Source organism: Pseudomonas sp. Irchel 3H3, from assembly GCF_900187635.1.
GTDB lineage: Bacteria > Pseudomonadota > Gammaproteobacteria > Pseudomonadales > Pseudomonadaceae > Aquipseudomonas.
The window spans coordinates 139,340-153,230 of record NZ_FYEC01000009.1 but is presented as its reverse complement, the minus strand read 5'-3'; the positions used below and the strand labels follow the sequence as shown (position 1 = coordinate 153,230).

Here is a 13,891-nt window from a genome sequence, read left to right as displayed (position 1 = left end):
TTAATTGTGCCGACCCATGGTAGTTAGCGGATTTTTCCGCTAGATCGGCGAGCATCGTTACTTAAAATCCGAGTGGCATAAAAAAGCCCTGCGTTGGCAGGGCTTTTCAGGGTGAGGTTCATGGCCCTCAAGCACGCAGCCAGGAATCAACGGTGCTGGCGCCGTATTGTTCCTTCCAGGCTTTCAGGCCGCGGTGATTGCCGCCTTTGGTTTCGATCAGTTCGCCAGTGTGCGGGTTTTGGTACACCTTGACCACGCGGGCGCGGCGGGTCTTGGGTGCCGCGGCTGGCTGCAGGCTAGCCTTGGCGTTGGGGTCGAGGATGGCGATAATGTCGCGCAGGCTCTTGCCATAGGTTTTCATCAAGCCCTGGAGCTTCTCTTCGAATTCGATTTCTTTCTTCAGCCCGGCGTCGTTCTTCAGTGATTCCAGCTGCGCAAGCTGCTCTTGAAGGGCCTTTTCAGCTGCACGAAATTCAGCGAGTCTGGACAATATCTTTACTCCAATAGTGTGTTTGGCTGAGACCAACCGCAAACAAAGCTATAAGCCAAGAGCCTTGAAGCGACTCGGTGAGAGTGGCGCACCTGGCAATCTTGCGCAGGCAGGAAAAATTGTAGTAGTTAATTCACTCCGAGTAAATCATGTCTTTTTATTTATGTAACGCAGCTCCGCTGTTTGATGCCATTTGGTGCGCCGACCGCTCAGTAATGGTTTTTACAGGGCGTTTTGCTCAACCGCCAAGTGTTTGTTCAGTTCGATAATGAATTCGCCAGCGGGCATCGGTCGGCCATACAGGTAGCCCTGCAGGAAGTTCACCCCATGACCTGCAAGATATTCACTCTGTTCTAGTGTTTCGACCCCTTCGGCGACTATCCCCAAGTCGAGTTTGCCGGAGAGTTCGATGATGCTGTCCAGAATATGCCGCGACAGCGCGTCCACGCCGATCATTGCGACAAAACTCTGGTCGATTTTCAGGAAGTCCACATTGAACTGGCGCAAGTAACCGAGGCTGGAGTGGCCGGTACCAAAATCATCAATGGCGATCATCACGCCCAGTCCATGCAACTGTTCGAACAGTTGGTGGGTGATGGCCGTGGGTTCGATCAGCTCGCGTTCGGTGAGCTCCAGGACCAGCGCGACCTTGCCGGGCGGGAAAGCCGCCAGGAACTCGCGGCAGTCAGCCACCAGGTCAAGGTCCTGGCAATGGCTGGCGGTGATGTTGATGCCGATATGAAAGCGTTCGCCGAAATGACTGGCTTGCGGGCCGAGCACTGCGGCGGTCTGCTGCATCAATGAGCGCGTCATCGGCACGATCAGCCCCGAGTGCTCGGCAAAGGGAATGAACAGGTCTGGACGTACCAGGCCATCCTTGGGGTGGTTCCAGCGCATCAGCACCTCGGTGCCGGCCCAACCCTTGCTGTCACCATGCACCACCGGTTGAAAGTACGGCACAAACTCCTTGGCCTCCATGGCCCGCTGCAACTCCAGGCTGGGTGATGTCGAGCGTTTTTGCAGCCAGTGGGCGAGGGTGCCGGCGATGGCGCCAAAAAATATCAGCAGGCTGAACAGTGGTGGGTACTCGCTGACCATGTAGCGCCAGGTTTCCCCCTCGGGGAATCCGGCCTCCACTTTAAAGGCATAGCGTGACGATTCCAGGTAATTGCGTGCCACCGGCAGTTCGGGCAGGGCGCCCTCATGGACCTGGCCGTCGGCCGACAACCAATTGTCACCGACCTGCAGCAACAACAGGGTCTGGCGCCCGATCAGGCGCAGCACGTTGCTCAGGTGGTAGCCATCGAGCGTGGTCAGTGCGCCTTGTCGGCCCTCGCTCTGGCGGTACACCAACAGGGCGGTGTTGGGCGTTACCGGATTGCCGTTCATCAACCACAACTTGCCGTGGGTGTACTCGCCCGGGTCGACCTTCTCCTCGAACTCGCCAAACAACGAGCTGCAGTACAGATTGTTGTCCCACACCAGGTTGGTGGAGCGCACGAAGGGCCGGCGGGTCACTTGCTCACGCAGGGCCAGCTTGACGTCCGCACAGGGCTGCCCAGCCAGCGGCAGCAGGAGCTGGGCCGCGTGGGCGGTGTTGTCGAGCATCAGGTCAAACTGGCGAACGGCTTCCTCGGCGGTCTGGTGCGTGCTCTGGCTCAGTCGGCTTTCGGCTTGCATGTACAAAATGGCGCCGCCCAGCACCACGGGCACCAGGGCCACCAGCACGGTGATGGCGTTACGGTAGGCGCTTTTACGCCGGCGCTTTAAGGTCAATGGCATTGGGCAAACCTGGGACTGCGGGGATGGGCTCTCAAATGCAGGTGCGGCAACGCCTTGCCTTCCATGAAGAGATTGCATAGCGGGGATGATAGATGGCACTGGGCGATTGTGTTGTTCAACTCAAGGACAATCCCGTTGCCAGTTTGATGAACGCCAGGGTGGCGGGCGAGCATTGGCGTTGATCCAGCACCGCCAGACCCACCTGGCGCTTGACCATCGGAGACAGCGGCCGCTTCACGTAATGCGCCTGCGGGGTGTCGGGTAGCGAGCGTTCGGCAACCAGGGTCAGTGCTTCACCCCGACTCACGGTTGCCAGGGTGCTGAGCAATTGCGAACAGCGATAACGGATGTCGGGGCTCAGCCGTGCCGCGCTGAACAGGCGTGTCACCAGTTCTGCAGAACCGGCCTCGGTGAGGATGAACGGATCGTCGCACAGCTCGCGCAGTGTCAGGCTGTCACTGTTGGCCAGGGCATGTCCGACGGGGATAAGCGCGACCATCTGGTCCTCGACCAAGGGGAAGGTGTCGAAACGCTCTTCGGGCAGCACCACGAAACCGACATCGATCCGCCGCTCATCCAGCCACTGCAACACCTGCCGGTCGGGGCCTTCATCGATGTGCACCTCGATGCCGGGATAGGCCGCCCGGTACTGCGGCAGGATTTTCGGCAGCAGGCCGATCGACGCCGTGGGGCCAAAAGAACCGATGCGCAGCGTGCCACTTTTCATTCCGCGGGCGTCGGCGGCCTCCTGGCGCAGAGTGCTGGCGAGGCCGAGCATGGCGCGAGCACGCACCAGCAACTGCTGGCCGATGTCGCTGAGTTCGACCTGGGACTGCTGGCGCCTGAGCAGCTCGACACCCAGTTCCTGCTCCAGGGCCTTGATGGCATGGGACACCGCCGACTGGCTGATGCCCAGGCGGTGGGCTGCGCTGGTGAAGCCTTGCAGCTCGGCGACCAGGGAAAAGATCTCGAGTTGGCTCAGGGTCATGAGTAAAGACTCATTTTACGATGATCGATCATGACGGGAAGAATAAGCCATCAACCCTGTCATGTCCCAGGAGCCTGCATGAAAAGTCTTGTCCAGAGTGGTTGGCATGGTTCGGATGTCCCGGTGTACCTGAAGCTCGCCAGCGTCACCATGCTCTGGGGCGGAACTTTCGTCGCCGGGCGCTACCTGGCGGGTTCGCTGAGCCCATTGTTTGCCGCGAGTTTGCGCTTTGCGCTGGCGAGCCTGGCGCTGCTGCTGTTCATGGGGTTGGCCCGCATCCCCCTGGCTCGGCCGAGCGGCCGGCAATGGCTGCAATTGGGACTGTTGGGGTTCTTCGGCATCTACGTCTACAACCTGTGTTTCTTTTACGGCCTGCAGTATATCCACGCGTCCCGCGCATCGCTGATTGTCGCCTTGAACCCGGCAGTGATCGGGCTGGCGTCCTGGTTGCTGTTCAAGGAGCGCCTTAGTGCCAGCAAGGTCGTCGGCATCCTCCTGTGTCTCGGCGGAGCGGGGCTGGTGATCGTCAGTGGCGATCAGTCGGTGTTCACCGGCGGGGCTTGGCTTGGCGACCTGCTGCTGCTCGGCTGCGTGCTGGGCTGGGGTGTCTATTCGTTGTTCTCCAGGGGGCTGAACCAAGCGCTGGGCCCGCTGCACACCGTGACTTACTCGGTGGTCCTGGGCACCTTGATGTTATGGCTGACCTGCGCGGTGCGCGGCGAAGTCCAGTGGCAGGTCCTTGCGCAGTTGCCCCCGGGACAAGTGATCAGCCTGCTGTACTTGGGTGTGCTGGGTTCGGCGCTGGCCTATATCTGGTATTACGACGGCATTCGCCGGATTGGCGCCACCCGCAGTGGCGCGTTTATCGCGTTGAACCCACTGACCGCGGTGATCCTCGGCGCGCTGCTGCTCGGCGAACCGATGACGGGCGCGATGTACCTGGGCGGGGCGGTCATCCTGCTGGGTATCTACCTGTGCAACAAAGCCTTTGCAGCGACGGCAAAAAGGCGGATTTTATAGAGAAGGCGGACAAATTGTTTTACGCTGTGTAGAATCGGTTTACGCATATAAGAATAAGTCTTCTGACAGCAGAAGCCTCGCCCACAAAAGCCTTGGGTCGACAATGAAGATATTTGGGTTCCAATTGATCTACGGTGATTTTCTCGCCCGCAGTGTGCGAGGCATCTCCTGCGCGCCACCCGCGCGTCTCAGCAGTGCTCACGACTAACGATCAGTTAATTATTAAAAGCATGATGAGGCGTCAACCATGGCAGATTTATACGAAAACCCAATGGGCCTGATGGGCTTCGAGTTCATCGAACTCGCATCGCCAACCCCGAACACCCTTGAGCCGATCTTCGAGATCATGGGCTTCACCAAGGTCGCGACCCACCGCTCCAAGAACGTGCACCTGTATCGCCAGGGCGCGATCAACCTGATCCTCAACAACGAACCCAACAGCGTCGCCTCGTACTTCGCCGCCGAGCACGGTCCGTCGGTGTGTGGCATGGCGTTCCGCGTCAAGGATTCGCAACTGGCCTACAACCGGGCCCTGGAACTCGGCGCCCAGCCGATCCACATCGAGACCGGCCCGATGGAGCTGAACCTGCCGGCCATCAAGGGCATCGGCGGCGCGCCGCTGTACCTGATCGACCGTTTTGGTGAAGGCAGCTCGATCTACGACATCGACTTCGTGTTCATCGAAGGTGTCGACCGCAACCCGGTCGGTGCCGGCCTGAAGATCATCGACCACCTGACTCACAACGTGTACCGCGGCCGCATGGCCTACTGGGCGAACTTCTACGAGAAGCTGTTCAACTTCCGCGAGATCCGCTACTTCGACATCAAGGGCGAATACACCGGCCTGACCTCCAAGGCCATGACCGCTCCCGATGGCATGATCCGCATCCCGCTGAACGAAGAGTCCTCCAAGGGTGCCGGGCAGATCGAAGAGTTCCTGATGCAGTTCAACGGCGAAGGCATCCAGCACGTTGCTTTCCTGGCCGATGACCTGATCAAGACTTGGGATCACCTGAAAAGCATCGGCATGCGCTTCATGACTGCGCCGCCAGATACCTACTACGAAATGCTCGAAGGCCGTCTGCCGAACCACGGCGAACCGGTCGGCGAGTTGCAGGCCCGCGGGATCCTGCTGGACGGTTCGTCCGAGGCCGGCGACAAGCGCCTGCTGTTGCAGATCTTCTCGGAAACCCTGATGGGCCCGGTGTTCTTCGAATTCATCCAGCGTAAAGGCGACGATGGTTTTGGTGAAGGCAACTTCAAGGCGCTGTTCGAGTCGATCGAACGTGACCAGGTGCGCCGTGGTGTTCTCTCCACGGACTAAGCCCTTACACCGATAAAACTGTGGGAGCGAGCTTGCTCGCTCCCACATTTGTTTCAGGTGTGCTTAAGGCCTGCGTTGGCGCACCAGGTGCTTGAAGCCCTCGAACACCAGGACCAGCACCGCCAGCCAGATCGGGATGTAGGTCAGCCATTCCCCCGCCTTGATGCTTTCTCCCAACAGCAGTGCCACCCCCAGCAACAACACCGGCTCGACATAGCTGAGCAGCCCGAACAGACTGAACGGCAGCAGGCGGCTGGCGATGATGTAGACCACCAGGGCCGAGGCACTGATGATCCCGAGCACGGGAATCAGCAACGTTAGCCAAGGGTACTGGTCGAACACGCCGAAGCCTTGTGCGCCGTTGTGCACGAACCAGTACGCCACTGGCAGCAACAGCGCCATGTCCAGCCACAGGCCGCCGAGGTTGTCAGCCGCCAGGCGTCGGCGCAACACGAAGTAAGTCGGGTAACCGATGGCCACCAGCATGGTCGCCCAGGAAAAGCTGCCCACCTGGTACAACTCATTGAGCACGCCCAGGGTCGCCAGGCTCGCGGCAATCTTCTGCAGGTACGACAGGCGCTCGCCGTAGACGATGCGGCCGGTCAGCACCATGGTCAGTGGCAGCAGGAAATACCCCAGGGACACATCCAGGCTATGACCGTTCAACGGTGCCCACATGAATAGCCACAGTTGCACGCCGAGCAGGGCAGAGGACACCAGCAAGCCACCGACCAGCAGCGGTTTGGCTGCCAGCCGCCGCAGGATCTCCACCACCCGTTGCCACTCACCGGATACCAGCATGAACACCGTCATGCACGGCACAGTCAGCAGCATGCGCCAGCCGAAAATTTCCACACCGTCGAGCGGCGACAGCAGTGAGGTGTAGAAATACATGACGGCAAACAGCACCGAGGCCGACACCGATAGAGCAATTCCTTTAGACAAGCTGTCCTCGCGACACTGAACATAAACAGAGGGGAAGGATACGTGGTTTGAGCGACGAATATCGTTGCAATGGCCTCAGCTACTCAGTGCCTTGCGCCCCGAGACAAAATGGCTCACATCATTGAACCCCGGTGTCGAGGCATGCCCCGGGGTCACCAGTGAATCGATGAAGGCTTCGTCCTCGGCACTGATCTTCACGTCCTGGGCCTTGGTGTAGGCGTCCCACTGTTCTTCGGTGCGCGGGCCGACGATGGCCGAGGTCACCGCGGCGTTGTTCAGGACCCAGGCAATGGCGAACTCGACCATGCCAACACCACGTTGCTGGGTGTAGGCCTGGATCTGCTGGGCGATGCGCAGCGACTCGACCCGCCATTCGGTCTCCAGGATACGTTTGTCCTGGCGGCCGGCGCGGCTGTTGGCGTCGGGGCGAATGTCGGGGGCGTACTTGCCGCTGAGCACGCCACGGGCCAGCGGGCTGTAGGGCACGACACCAAGGCCGTAGGCGTTGGCGGCGGTGATCTGTTCGGTTTCGGCCTGACGGTTGACGATATTGTACAGCGGCTGGCTGATCACCGGCCGGTCGACGCCCAGTTGCTCGGCCACGCGAATCACCTCGGCGATGCGCCAGCCACGATAATTGGACAGGCCCCAATAGCGGATCTTGCCCTGGCGAATCAGGTCGCCAATGGCCGACACCGTGACGTGCAGCGGGGTGTTGTGGTCTTCGCGGTGCAGGTAATAGATGTCCAGGTAGTCGGTGTCCAGGCGGGTCAGGCTGGCATCGATCCCATTGAAAATGTGCTTGCGGCTCAGGCCGCTGCGATTCGGCAGGCCGTCCACCGGGCCAAAGCCGACCTTGGACGCCACCACCCACTCATGCCGGTTGCCGGCAATCGCCTCGCCGACGATTTCCTCGGAGCGACCATTGGTGTAGACGTCGGCGGTGTCGATGAAATTGATGCCTTGATCCCAGGCTTTGTCGATGATTCGCAGCGAGTCTTCGGTGCTGGTCTGCTCGCCAAACATCATGGTGCCCAGGGTCAGCGTAGACACTTGCAGTCCGGAATGGCCCAGTGTGCGGTAGCTCATGACGAATTCCTTTTACCGGTGGGAAAGGCTCAATCAAATACCAGAAGGGCGATGTGGGCAACCGCAATTATCCAATGGTGGGGGCGGGCGACCCCGCTCCCACCGTGGCTGGGGTCAGACGCGCAGGGTGCGGGTCATGCGTAAGGCCAGCAGGCTACCGCCGACAATCACCGCGGCCAGCACATACAGCGCGGCATCGGTGGAGCCACTGGTGTCCTTGACCCAGCCCACCAGGTACGGGCTGAGGAAGCCGGCCATCTGGCCCATGGAGTTGATCAGCGCCAGACCACCGGCGGCGGCACCGGCGCTGAGCATGGCGGTTGGCACCGGCCAGAACATCGGCAGGCCGGTGAGGGCGCCCATGGTGGCGATGGTCAGGCCGAGAATCGCGATGGCCGGGTGAGCGGCAAAGTTGACCGCGATCAGCAAGCCCAGCGCGCCCATCAGCATCGGCACCACCAGGTGCCAGCGGCGCTCCTTGTGCAGGTCCGCCGAGCGTCCGACCAGCAGCATGAACACCGCCGCCAGCAGGTAGGGAATCGCACTGAGCCAACCGATCACCAGGTTGTCGCTGAAACCGAGGTTCTTGATGATCGACGGCAGCCAGAAGTTGATCGCGTACACGCCGCTCTGGATGCAGAAGTAGATCAGGCCGAACGCCCAGATCGCCGGATTCTTGAACACGGCCAGCAGCGAGTCGGTGGCCGTCTTCGGCTTGTTGGCGCGGTCGATTGCCTGGTCCGCCTCAAGCACCGCACGCTCGTGCGGCTTGAGCCATTTGGCGCTGGCGAAGTCGTCACTGAGCAGAAAGTACGCCAGTGCACCGAGGATTACCGTCGGAATGCCCTGCAGCAGGAACATCCACTGCCAGCCGGCGAGGCCACCTTGGCCCGCGGCGAAGTGGTTGAGGATCCAGCCGGAGAATGGGCTGCCGAGCAGACCCGAGACCGGGATCGCCGACATGAACAGCGCCATGATGCGGCCACGGCGGAAGGTCGGGAACCACTGCGAGAGGTACAACACCACGCCGGGGAAGAATCCGGCTTCGGCGGCACCGGTGAACAGGCGCAGGGTATAGAACTCGGTGGGCGTGGTGACGAACAGCAGGCAGGTGGACAACGTGCCCCAGGTGATCATCATCAGCGCAATCCAGCGCCGTGGGCCGAAGCGGGTCAGCGCCAGGTTGCTCGGTACGCCGCACAGCACGTAACCGATGAAAAAAATCCCGGCCCCGAGGCCGTACACGGTTTCGCTGAATTTCAGCGCATCGAGCATCTGCAACTTGGCGAAGCCAACGTTGACCCGGTCCAGGTAGTTGAACAGGTAGCAAATGAAGATGAAGGGGATCAGGCGCAGGGTAATGCGCTTGTAGACGGCGTTTTTATCGTCATCGGTGGCCAGGGTGGCAGCGGCGCTCTGTGACATGGCGGGTCTCTCTTTATTATGATTTTTTGCGGTGCGAGGGTAACGTGACCGCATGCAGAGTCTCGGTCACCCATTGGCGGATGTCTTTGTGCCTGAGCACAGCGATTACGCCAAGCGCCTGTGCGGGTGAACAACCAAAGCCCCAGCTTTTCCAGGAATACGCCTCATGTTCGAACTTGATCACGACCTGGCCCAGGATATCGTCGACCGGGCGATGGCCATTCTGCCCTACAACGTCAACGTCATGGACAGCCAGGGGCTGATCCTGGGCAGTGGCGAGCCGGAGCGGGTCAACACCCGGCATGAAGGCGCGCAGTTGGTGCTGGCCAATGGTCGGGTGGTGGAAATCGACGCCCAGACGGCAGTGCACCTCAAGGGCGTGCAGCCGGGGATCAACCTGCCGTTGCTGCTCGATCAGCGCCTGATCGGCGTACTCGGCATCACCGGTGAACCCGAGCAACTGCGCACCTACGCCGAGTTGGTGCGCATGACCGCCGAAATGCTGGTGGCCCAGCGCAACCAGCAGGCCGAGCAGCAATGGCGCCGCCAGCGCTGCGATGATCTGTTGGCGCTATTGCTCAGTGAGGCCGGGGACTCGCCGCGGTTGATCGACGAAGCCCAGCAAATGGGCCTCAAGCCGCAATTGTCACGTACCCCCTATTTGTTTGAATTGGGCCTGGAACACGGCAACGGCCAGACCGCCGAAGCCTTGAGTGCCTGGCTGAGTTCGCGCTACCCCGATAGCTGGTGCGTAAGTTCGGCCAAGTCCTCGTTGCTGTGGTGCCGCCCGACCACTCATACGGTGGAGAACGAGCGCTTGCTGGAGAAACTCGATGGCCTGGGCTGGAACATCCTGCGCATTGCGGTCGGTGGCCAGGCCGACGGTCTGCAGGGCTTGCGCCGCTGCTATCGGCGGGTTGGCGACTTGCTGGCCTACGGTCGCGATGTATTGCCGCACAGTCGTTTGTTGACCCTCAACCGCTACCGCCTGCCGGTGATGCTCTGGCGCCATCGCAACGATGATGCGCTGGATGAGCTACTCAGCCCTTTGCGCAAGGTCATCGCCAAGGATAGCAACGGGCAGTTGCTGGCGACCTTGCGCAGTTGGTGCGAGCACGATGGCCAAAGCCAGGCCTGTGCCGATGCTCTGGGGATCCACCGCAACAGCCTGCGCTATCGCATGGAGCGGGTGGCCGAGCTCAGCGGAGTCGATCCGCTGCGGCTGGACGGCATGCTGGCGCTGTACCTCGGTGTGCAGCTATTACCCCAGCCCTGTGCAGACGTGTAGGAGCAGGGCTTGAGTTGGGTTTTGTAGAAATGAACAATAAACCCCCTCCACCCTTGTGCAGCGGACTGGCGTCATCGTCTGGGGCAACTGGCAGCATGCTCTGCATAACAACCGGAGAAATCACATGAAGATCGTCATCGCCCCCGACTCGTTCAAGGACAGCCTGAGTGCTATTGGTGTGGCGGATGCCATTGCCCAGGGGCTGGCCGAGGTCTGGCCGGATGCGCAGTTGGTCAAATGTCCGATGGCCGACGGCGGTGAGGGCACGGTCGAAGCGATTCTCGCGGCCTGCGCTGGCGAGTTGCGCAGTACCCGGGTGCAAGGGCCATTGGGCGAGCCGGTCGAGGCCCGTTGGGGCTGGTTGCCCGACAGCCACACTGCAATCATCGAGATGGCCGAAGCCAGCGGTCTGCAATTGGTGCCGCTGGAGCAGCGTGATGCGTGCATCAGCAGCACCTTTGGCACCGGCGAGTTGATTCGTGCGGCGCTGGATGCGGGTGCCCGACGTATCATCCTGGCCATTGGCGGCAGTGCCACCAATGACGGTGGAGCGGGCGCGATGCACGCCTTGGGCGTGCGCTTGAACGATGCCCAGGGGCAAGCGATCCGTCACGGTGGCCTGGCGCTCGAAGACCTGGCCCGTATTGAACTCAAGGGCATCGACTCGCGCCTGGCCGAGGTCCGTTTCGAGATCGCCGCCGACGTCGACAATCCACTCTGCGGCCCCCATGGCGCCTCAGCGATTTTCGGCCCACAGAAAGGTGCTTCGCCTGAGCAGGTGCAGCAACTCGATCTTGCCCTGGGGCACTTTGCCGATCATTGTGCGCACGTGCTAGGCAAGGACCTGCGTGACGAACCCGGCAGCGGTGCGGCGGGGGGCCTGGGGTTTGCGGCCAAGGCGTTTTTGAACGCGCAATTTCGTCCGGGCGTGGAAGTCGTGGCTGAACTGGTCGGGTTGGCGGACGCCGTGCGGGGAGCCGATCTGGTGATCACCGGCGAAGGTTGCTTTGATGCGCAGACGCTAAGGGGCAAGACCCCCTTCGGGGTGGCGCGTATCGCCCGCCAAAACCGTGTACCGGTGATCGTGATCGCCGGCACCCTGGGCGAGGGTTACGAGCAGATGTATGAACAGGGGGTCGATGCCGCCTTTGCGTTACCTTCCGGGCCAACAAGCCTGGCTCGGGCGTGTGCCAATGCCGCGCAACTATTGCGTGAGCGGGCACGGGATATTGCCCGGGTCTGGCGGTTGGCGTTGCGCCAGGCATGACCCTCCACACAGCGGGTACCTGTCAACTCTGACAGCTATCGGCAGATAAAAAACTAGTGCCTAATTTGCTCCGGGTTGCTCAGGTCCGGCAGAACGATAAGGCGTAGTGTGCAGTGCTTTCAAAGTTCGAACTGCCAGACAGGTTTCATCGCCTTGGCTCAGGTCACGGTTGACTATGAACAGTACTGGAGAAAGCACATGGCACGTTCAGACAAGCAGCTAAATGCCGAGCAGGTGCGCTGGGCCAATCGCGAACGGTTGGCCCAGCGTGACGCTCCAACTGCGGGGCCGCTCGACCCCCTTACCGTGAACGGCTTGATGCCGGGAGATACCGAGGGACTACGACCGGCGGTGAGCAATGACCAGCCGCTGGTGGTGAATATTCCGGCTTGGGATAATCTTGTGCCGATCCCCGGCCAGGCTGACACGGTTCGTATTGAAATGGCCAGGGTTGGCAGCGGCGTCTGGGAAGTGCTCAAGGAGCAACCGTTTCCCTACCCGCAAAACCGTCCGGATTTCCCCAAGGCGGTCACTCTCGATGTGTTCGATAAGGAGATTGAAGGCAAATTCAATCTTCGATGGAGGTTGAAAATCTGGAGTGCTCCGGGGTTCGTCGAAGAGTCAACCACCACGCCGCTGAGAATTGACCGCACGCCTCCGCACGACCTGCAAAATCCGCCGGAATTCATACTCGCTACCAATGAAATCAACGATGCCTACCTGGCTGCCAACGGCAACCAAGTGTTCGTCGAGTTACCCGCTTATACGGATTATGAGCCGGGCGACACGATTTCCTACGGCTGGCAAAAAGTCGAACCGATCAACCCGGAAGACATCGTGCCGATTACTCCGGTTCCGGTCACTATTCCTGCGAATCGCCTGTTCGAAATTCCCTTGCCGTGGATTCAGGACGCTGGCGATGGCCCGGTCTTCTGTGCCTACCGCTTGTTCGACAAGGCCGGCAACCCGAGCCGGTTGTCCCGGATGCGTCTGCGCAACGTCGCGCTCGGAGCGCTACCCATTGCTCCTCTGGATCCTCCCAGCGTACCGCTGGCAGACGACGACGGCTTGATCGATCAACTCGACGCCGCCACTCGAGAGGTCACCGTGGTGATTCCTGCAGTGACCAACGGCAAGAGCTCCGACAAAATTCATCTCATCTGGGGGACTCAGGAACTCGAGCCCCATCCTCTCGTGCCGCGTGCGCAAACGTTGGTCAAGGTTCCGCTGGCGGTGTTGCTGGCTCAATACACCCAGACTACAGGCGAGCAAACCACCCCGGTCAAGTATGAGGTTCGCCGGGGGTTGCGGGCGTTCGACGCACCAGGCATTACCGTCCAGGTGGATTTTTCCAGGATCGGCCCCGTTAACCCAGATTGGCCGGACATTACCAACCCGAACCTGCACGAAGTTGAAGTCTGGGGTGAATCGGACCTTAAGGATGAACTGAATCTGTCGGATGCGACTTTCGACGCCGAGGCCAGGTTTACGTTGTACGACTCGCCGACGGCCGGTGATGAAATCCACTTGATGTGGGACAACCTGCCTGTGCTACCCGTGCACGTCATCACAACTGAGGTTGCGGGTCAGGCGATGGTCCTTCCAATCCCGTGGAGTGTGATTGATCAACGCAGTAACAGTACGGCTCCTGGGTTGCCGGTGTTTTACTGGCTGCGTCGTGCTGGCTATATCAACGCCGAGCATTCCAAGCCCAAGCCGGTCAAGGTGGAAGTCCATACCATTGTCCCGGATGTCGTGGAGTTTCCCGGGAATGCAAGTGGCTTCATGTTCTGTCACTTGTTGGACTGGGACCCGGTGGAAGGCCTCGGGATCAAGGTGCATATTCCGGCCAACGCCCGCTACTTGAAGTTAGGGGTGGTAGTCACCGTCAAGTGGCAGGGGCATAAAGGCTACGATCCTTCGGGTCCGCTCCCTGCCGACCCCATCGTGGGCACTGATTTGCAACATACCTTCCCACCCCTGACTGCGGCGCAAGTGGTTAACGGTCTTGACTGGATCGTGCGGCCGTATGCGACAAAAATCCTGCCCTTGTACGGCGGCGAGTCGGACCAGATTGGTCGGGGCATCGTCAGCTATACGGTTAGCGGCGTGACGCCACCTTCGCCGGACGCGACGTTGAATGTCGCGTTGGGCACGGGTACAGGCACATGCCCGATACCCCCTCACCCGTAATGAGGCGATAAGTCGTTACATGGACACAAAAGGGGCACGCAGCCCCTTTTGTGCACCTGGCCGGGTGGATCGCTGATTCT

At 60.6% G+C, this 13,891-nt stretch carries 11 protein-coding genes; 5 read left to right on the top strand and 6 right to left on the bottom strand.

Annotated elements, in window-relative coordinates; all coding sequences use genetic code 11:
• Nucleotides 1-127: 127 nt before the first annotated feature.
• The 3 genes from CKW24_RS12855 to CKW24_RS12845 all read right to left on the bottom strand — a co-directional run bounded on the left by CKW24_RS12855 (nucleotide 128) and on the right by CKW24_RS12845 (nucleotide 3,260).
• Entirely contained in the window at nucleotides 128-490 is a 363-nt protein-coding gene (locus tag CKW24_RS12855; protein WP_095168446.1) for a histone-like nucleoid-structuring protein, MvaT/MvaU family, read from the bottom strand.
• A 222-nt stretch (nucleotides 491-712) separates the two neighbouring features.
• On the bottom strand, nucleotides 713-2,272 hold the full coding sequence (locus CKW24_RS12850; protein ID WP_095168444.1) for a cyclic diguanylate phosphodiesterase: 1,560 nt from the start codon (nucleotides 2,270-2,272) through the stop codon (nucleotides 713-715).
• A gap of 115 nt (nucleotides 2,273-2,387) precedes the next feature.
• Nucleotides 2,388-3,260, bottom strand: coding sequence for a LysR family transcriptional regulator (locus tag CKW24_RS12845; RefSeq protein ID WP_095168442.1), 873 nt, complete (start codon nucleotides 3,258-3,260; stop codon nucleotides 2,388-2,390).
• Nucleotides 3,261-3,338: 78 nt separating this feature from the next.
• Between CKW24_RS12845 and CKW24_RS12840 the strand changes: the two genes are divergently transcribed.
• Together CKW24_RS12840 and hppD are read left to right on the top strand one after the other, a co-directional pair.
• Nucleotides 3,339-4,280: a DMT family transporter gene (locus tag CKW24_RS12840; protein WP_095168441.1), complete on the top strand. Its 942-nt coding sequence runs from the start codon at nucleotides 3,339-3,341 to the stop codon at nucleotides 4,278-4,280.
• 247 nt (nucleotides 4,281-4,527) lie between these two features.
• Nucleotides 4,528-5,604, top strand: a complete 1,077-nt coding sequence (gene hppD, locus CKW24_RS12835; RefSeq protein ID WP_095168439.1) for a 4-hydroxyphenylpyruvate dioxygenase — start codon at nucleotides 4,528-4,530, stop codon at nucleotides 5,602-5,604.
• Nucleotides 5,605-5,667: 63 nt separating this feature from the next.
• Here hppD and rarD read toward each other — a convergent pair whose 3' ends face one another.
• The 3 genes from rarD to CKW24_RS12820 form a co-directional block, all read right to left on the bottom strand.
• Nucleotides 5,668-6,549: an EamA family transporter RarD gene (gene rarD / locus CKW24_RS12830; protein WP_095168438.1), complete on the bottom strand. Its 882-nt coding sequence runs from the start codon at nucleotides 6,547-6,549 to the stop codon at nucleotides 5,668-5,670.
• Between the two features lie 75 nt (nucleotides 6,550-6,624).
• A complete protein-coding gene (locus CKW24_RS12825) occupies nucleotides 6,625-7,638 on the bottom strand; it encodes an aldo/keto reductase (protein ID WP_095168436.1) in 1,014 nt (337 codons plus the stop codon).
• 114 nt (nucleotides 7,639-7,752) lie between these two features.
• The gene (locus CKW24_RS12820; protein ID WP_095168434.1) at nucleotides 7,753-9,063 is read right to left on the bottom strand and encodes an MFS transporter; all 1,311 of its coding nucleotides are present in this window, start codon (nucleotides 9,061-9,063) and stop codon (nucleotides 7,753-7,755) included.
• Nucleotides 9,064-9,229: 166 nt separating this feature from the next.
• Here CKW24_RS12820 and CKW24_RS12815 point away from each other — a divergent pair, with 166 nt between their 5' ends.
• The 3 genes from CKW24_RS12815 to CKW24_RS12805 all read left to right on the top strand — a co-directional run bounded on the left by CKW24_RS12815 (nucleotide 9,230) and on the right by CKW24_RS12805 (nucleotide 13,811).
• Nucleotides 9,230-10,351, top strand: coding sequence for a sugar diacid recognition domain-containing protein (locus CKW24_RS12815; protein ID WP_095168433.1), 1,122 nt, complete (start codon nucleotides 9,230-9,232; stop codon nucleotides 10,349-10,351).
• 124 nt (nucleotides 10,352-10,475) lie between these two features.
• Nucleotides 10,476-11,618, top strand: a complete 1,143-nt coding sequence (locus tag CKW24_RS12810) for a glycerate kinase (RefSeq protein WP_095168431.1) — start codon at nucleotides 10,476-10,478, stop codon at nucleotides 11,616-11,618.
• Nucleotides 11,619-11,816: 198 nt separating this feature from the next.
• Nucleotides 11,817-13,811 carry a hypothetical protein gene (locus tag CKW24_RS12805; RefSeq protein WP_095168430.1) on the top strand — a complete coding sequence of 665 codons (1,995 nt, stop codon included), beginning with the start codon at nucleotides 11,817-11,819 and terminating at the stop codon, nucleotides 13,809-13,811.
• Nucleotides 13,812-13,891 lie beyond the last annotated feature (80 nt).

What these genes read in the sequence shown, in the direction of transcription:
- CKW24_RS12850 (WP_095168444.1), bottom strand. Translation starts at nt 2,272, where the DNA reads ATGCCATTGACCTTAAAGCGCCGGCGTAAAAGCGCCTACCGTAACGCC.
- CKW24_RS12845 (WP_095168442.1), bottom strand. Translation starts at nt 3,260, where the DNA reads ATGACCCTGAGCCAACTCGAGATCTTTTCCCTGGTCGCCGAGCTGCAA.
- CKW24_RS12840 (WP_095168441.1), top strand. Translation starts at nt 3,339, where the DNA reads ATGAAAAGTCTTGTCCAGAGTGGTTGGCATGGTTCGGATGTCCCGGTG.
- hppD (WP_095168439.1), top strand. Translation starts at nt 4,528, where the DNA reads ATGGCAGATTTATACGAAAACCCAATGGGCCTGATGGGCTTCGAGTTC.
- CKW24_RS12825 (WP_095168436.1), bottom strand. Translation starts at nt 7,638, where the DNA reads ATGAGCTACCGCACACTGGGCCATTCCGGACTGCAAGTGTCTACGCTG.
- CKW24_RS12820 (WP_095168434.1), bottom strand. Translation starts at nt 9,063, where the DNA reads ATGTCACAGAGCGCCGCTGCCACCCTGGCCACCGATGACGATAAAAAC.
- CKW24_RS12815 (WP_095168433.1), top strand. Translation starts at nt 9,230, where the DNA reads ATGTTCGAACTTGATCACGACCTGGCCCAGGATATCGTCGACCGGGCG.
- CKW24_RS12810 (WP_095168431.1), top strand. Translation starts at nt 10,476, where the DNA reads ATGAAGATCGTCATCGCCCCCGACTCGTTCAAGGACAGCCTGAGTGCT.
- CKW24_RS12805 (WP_095168430.1), top strand. Translation starts at nt 11,817, where the DNA reads ATGGCACGTTCAGACAAGCAGCTAAATGCCGAGCAGGTGCGCTGGGCC.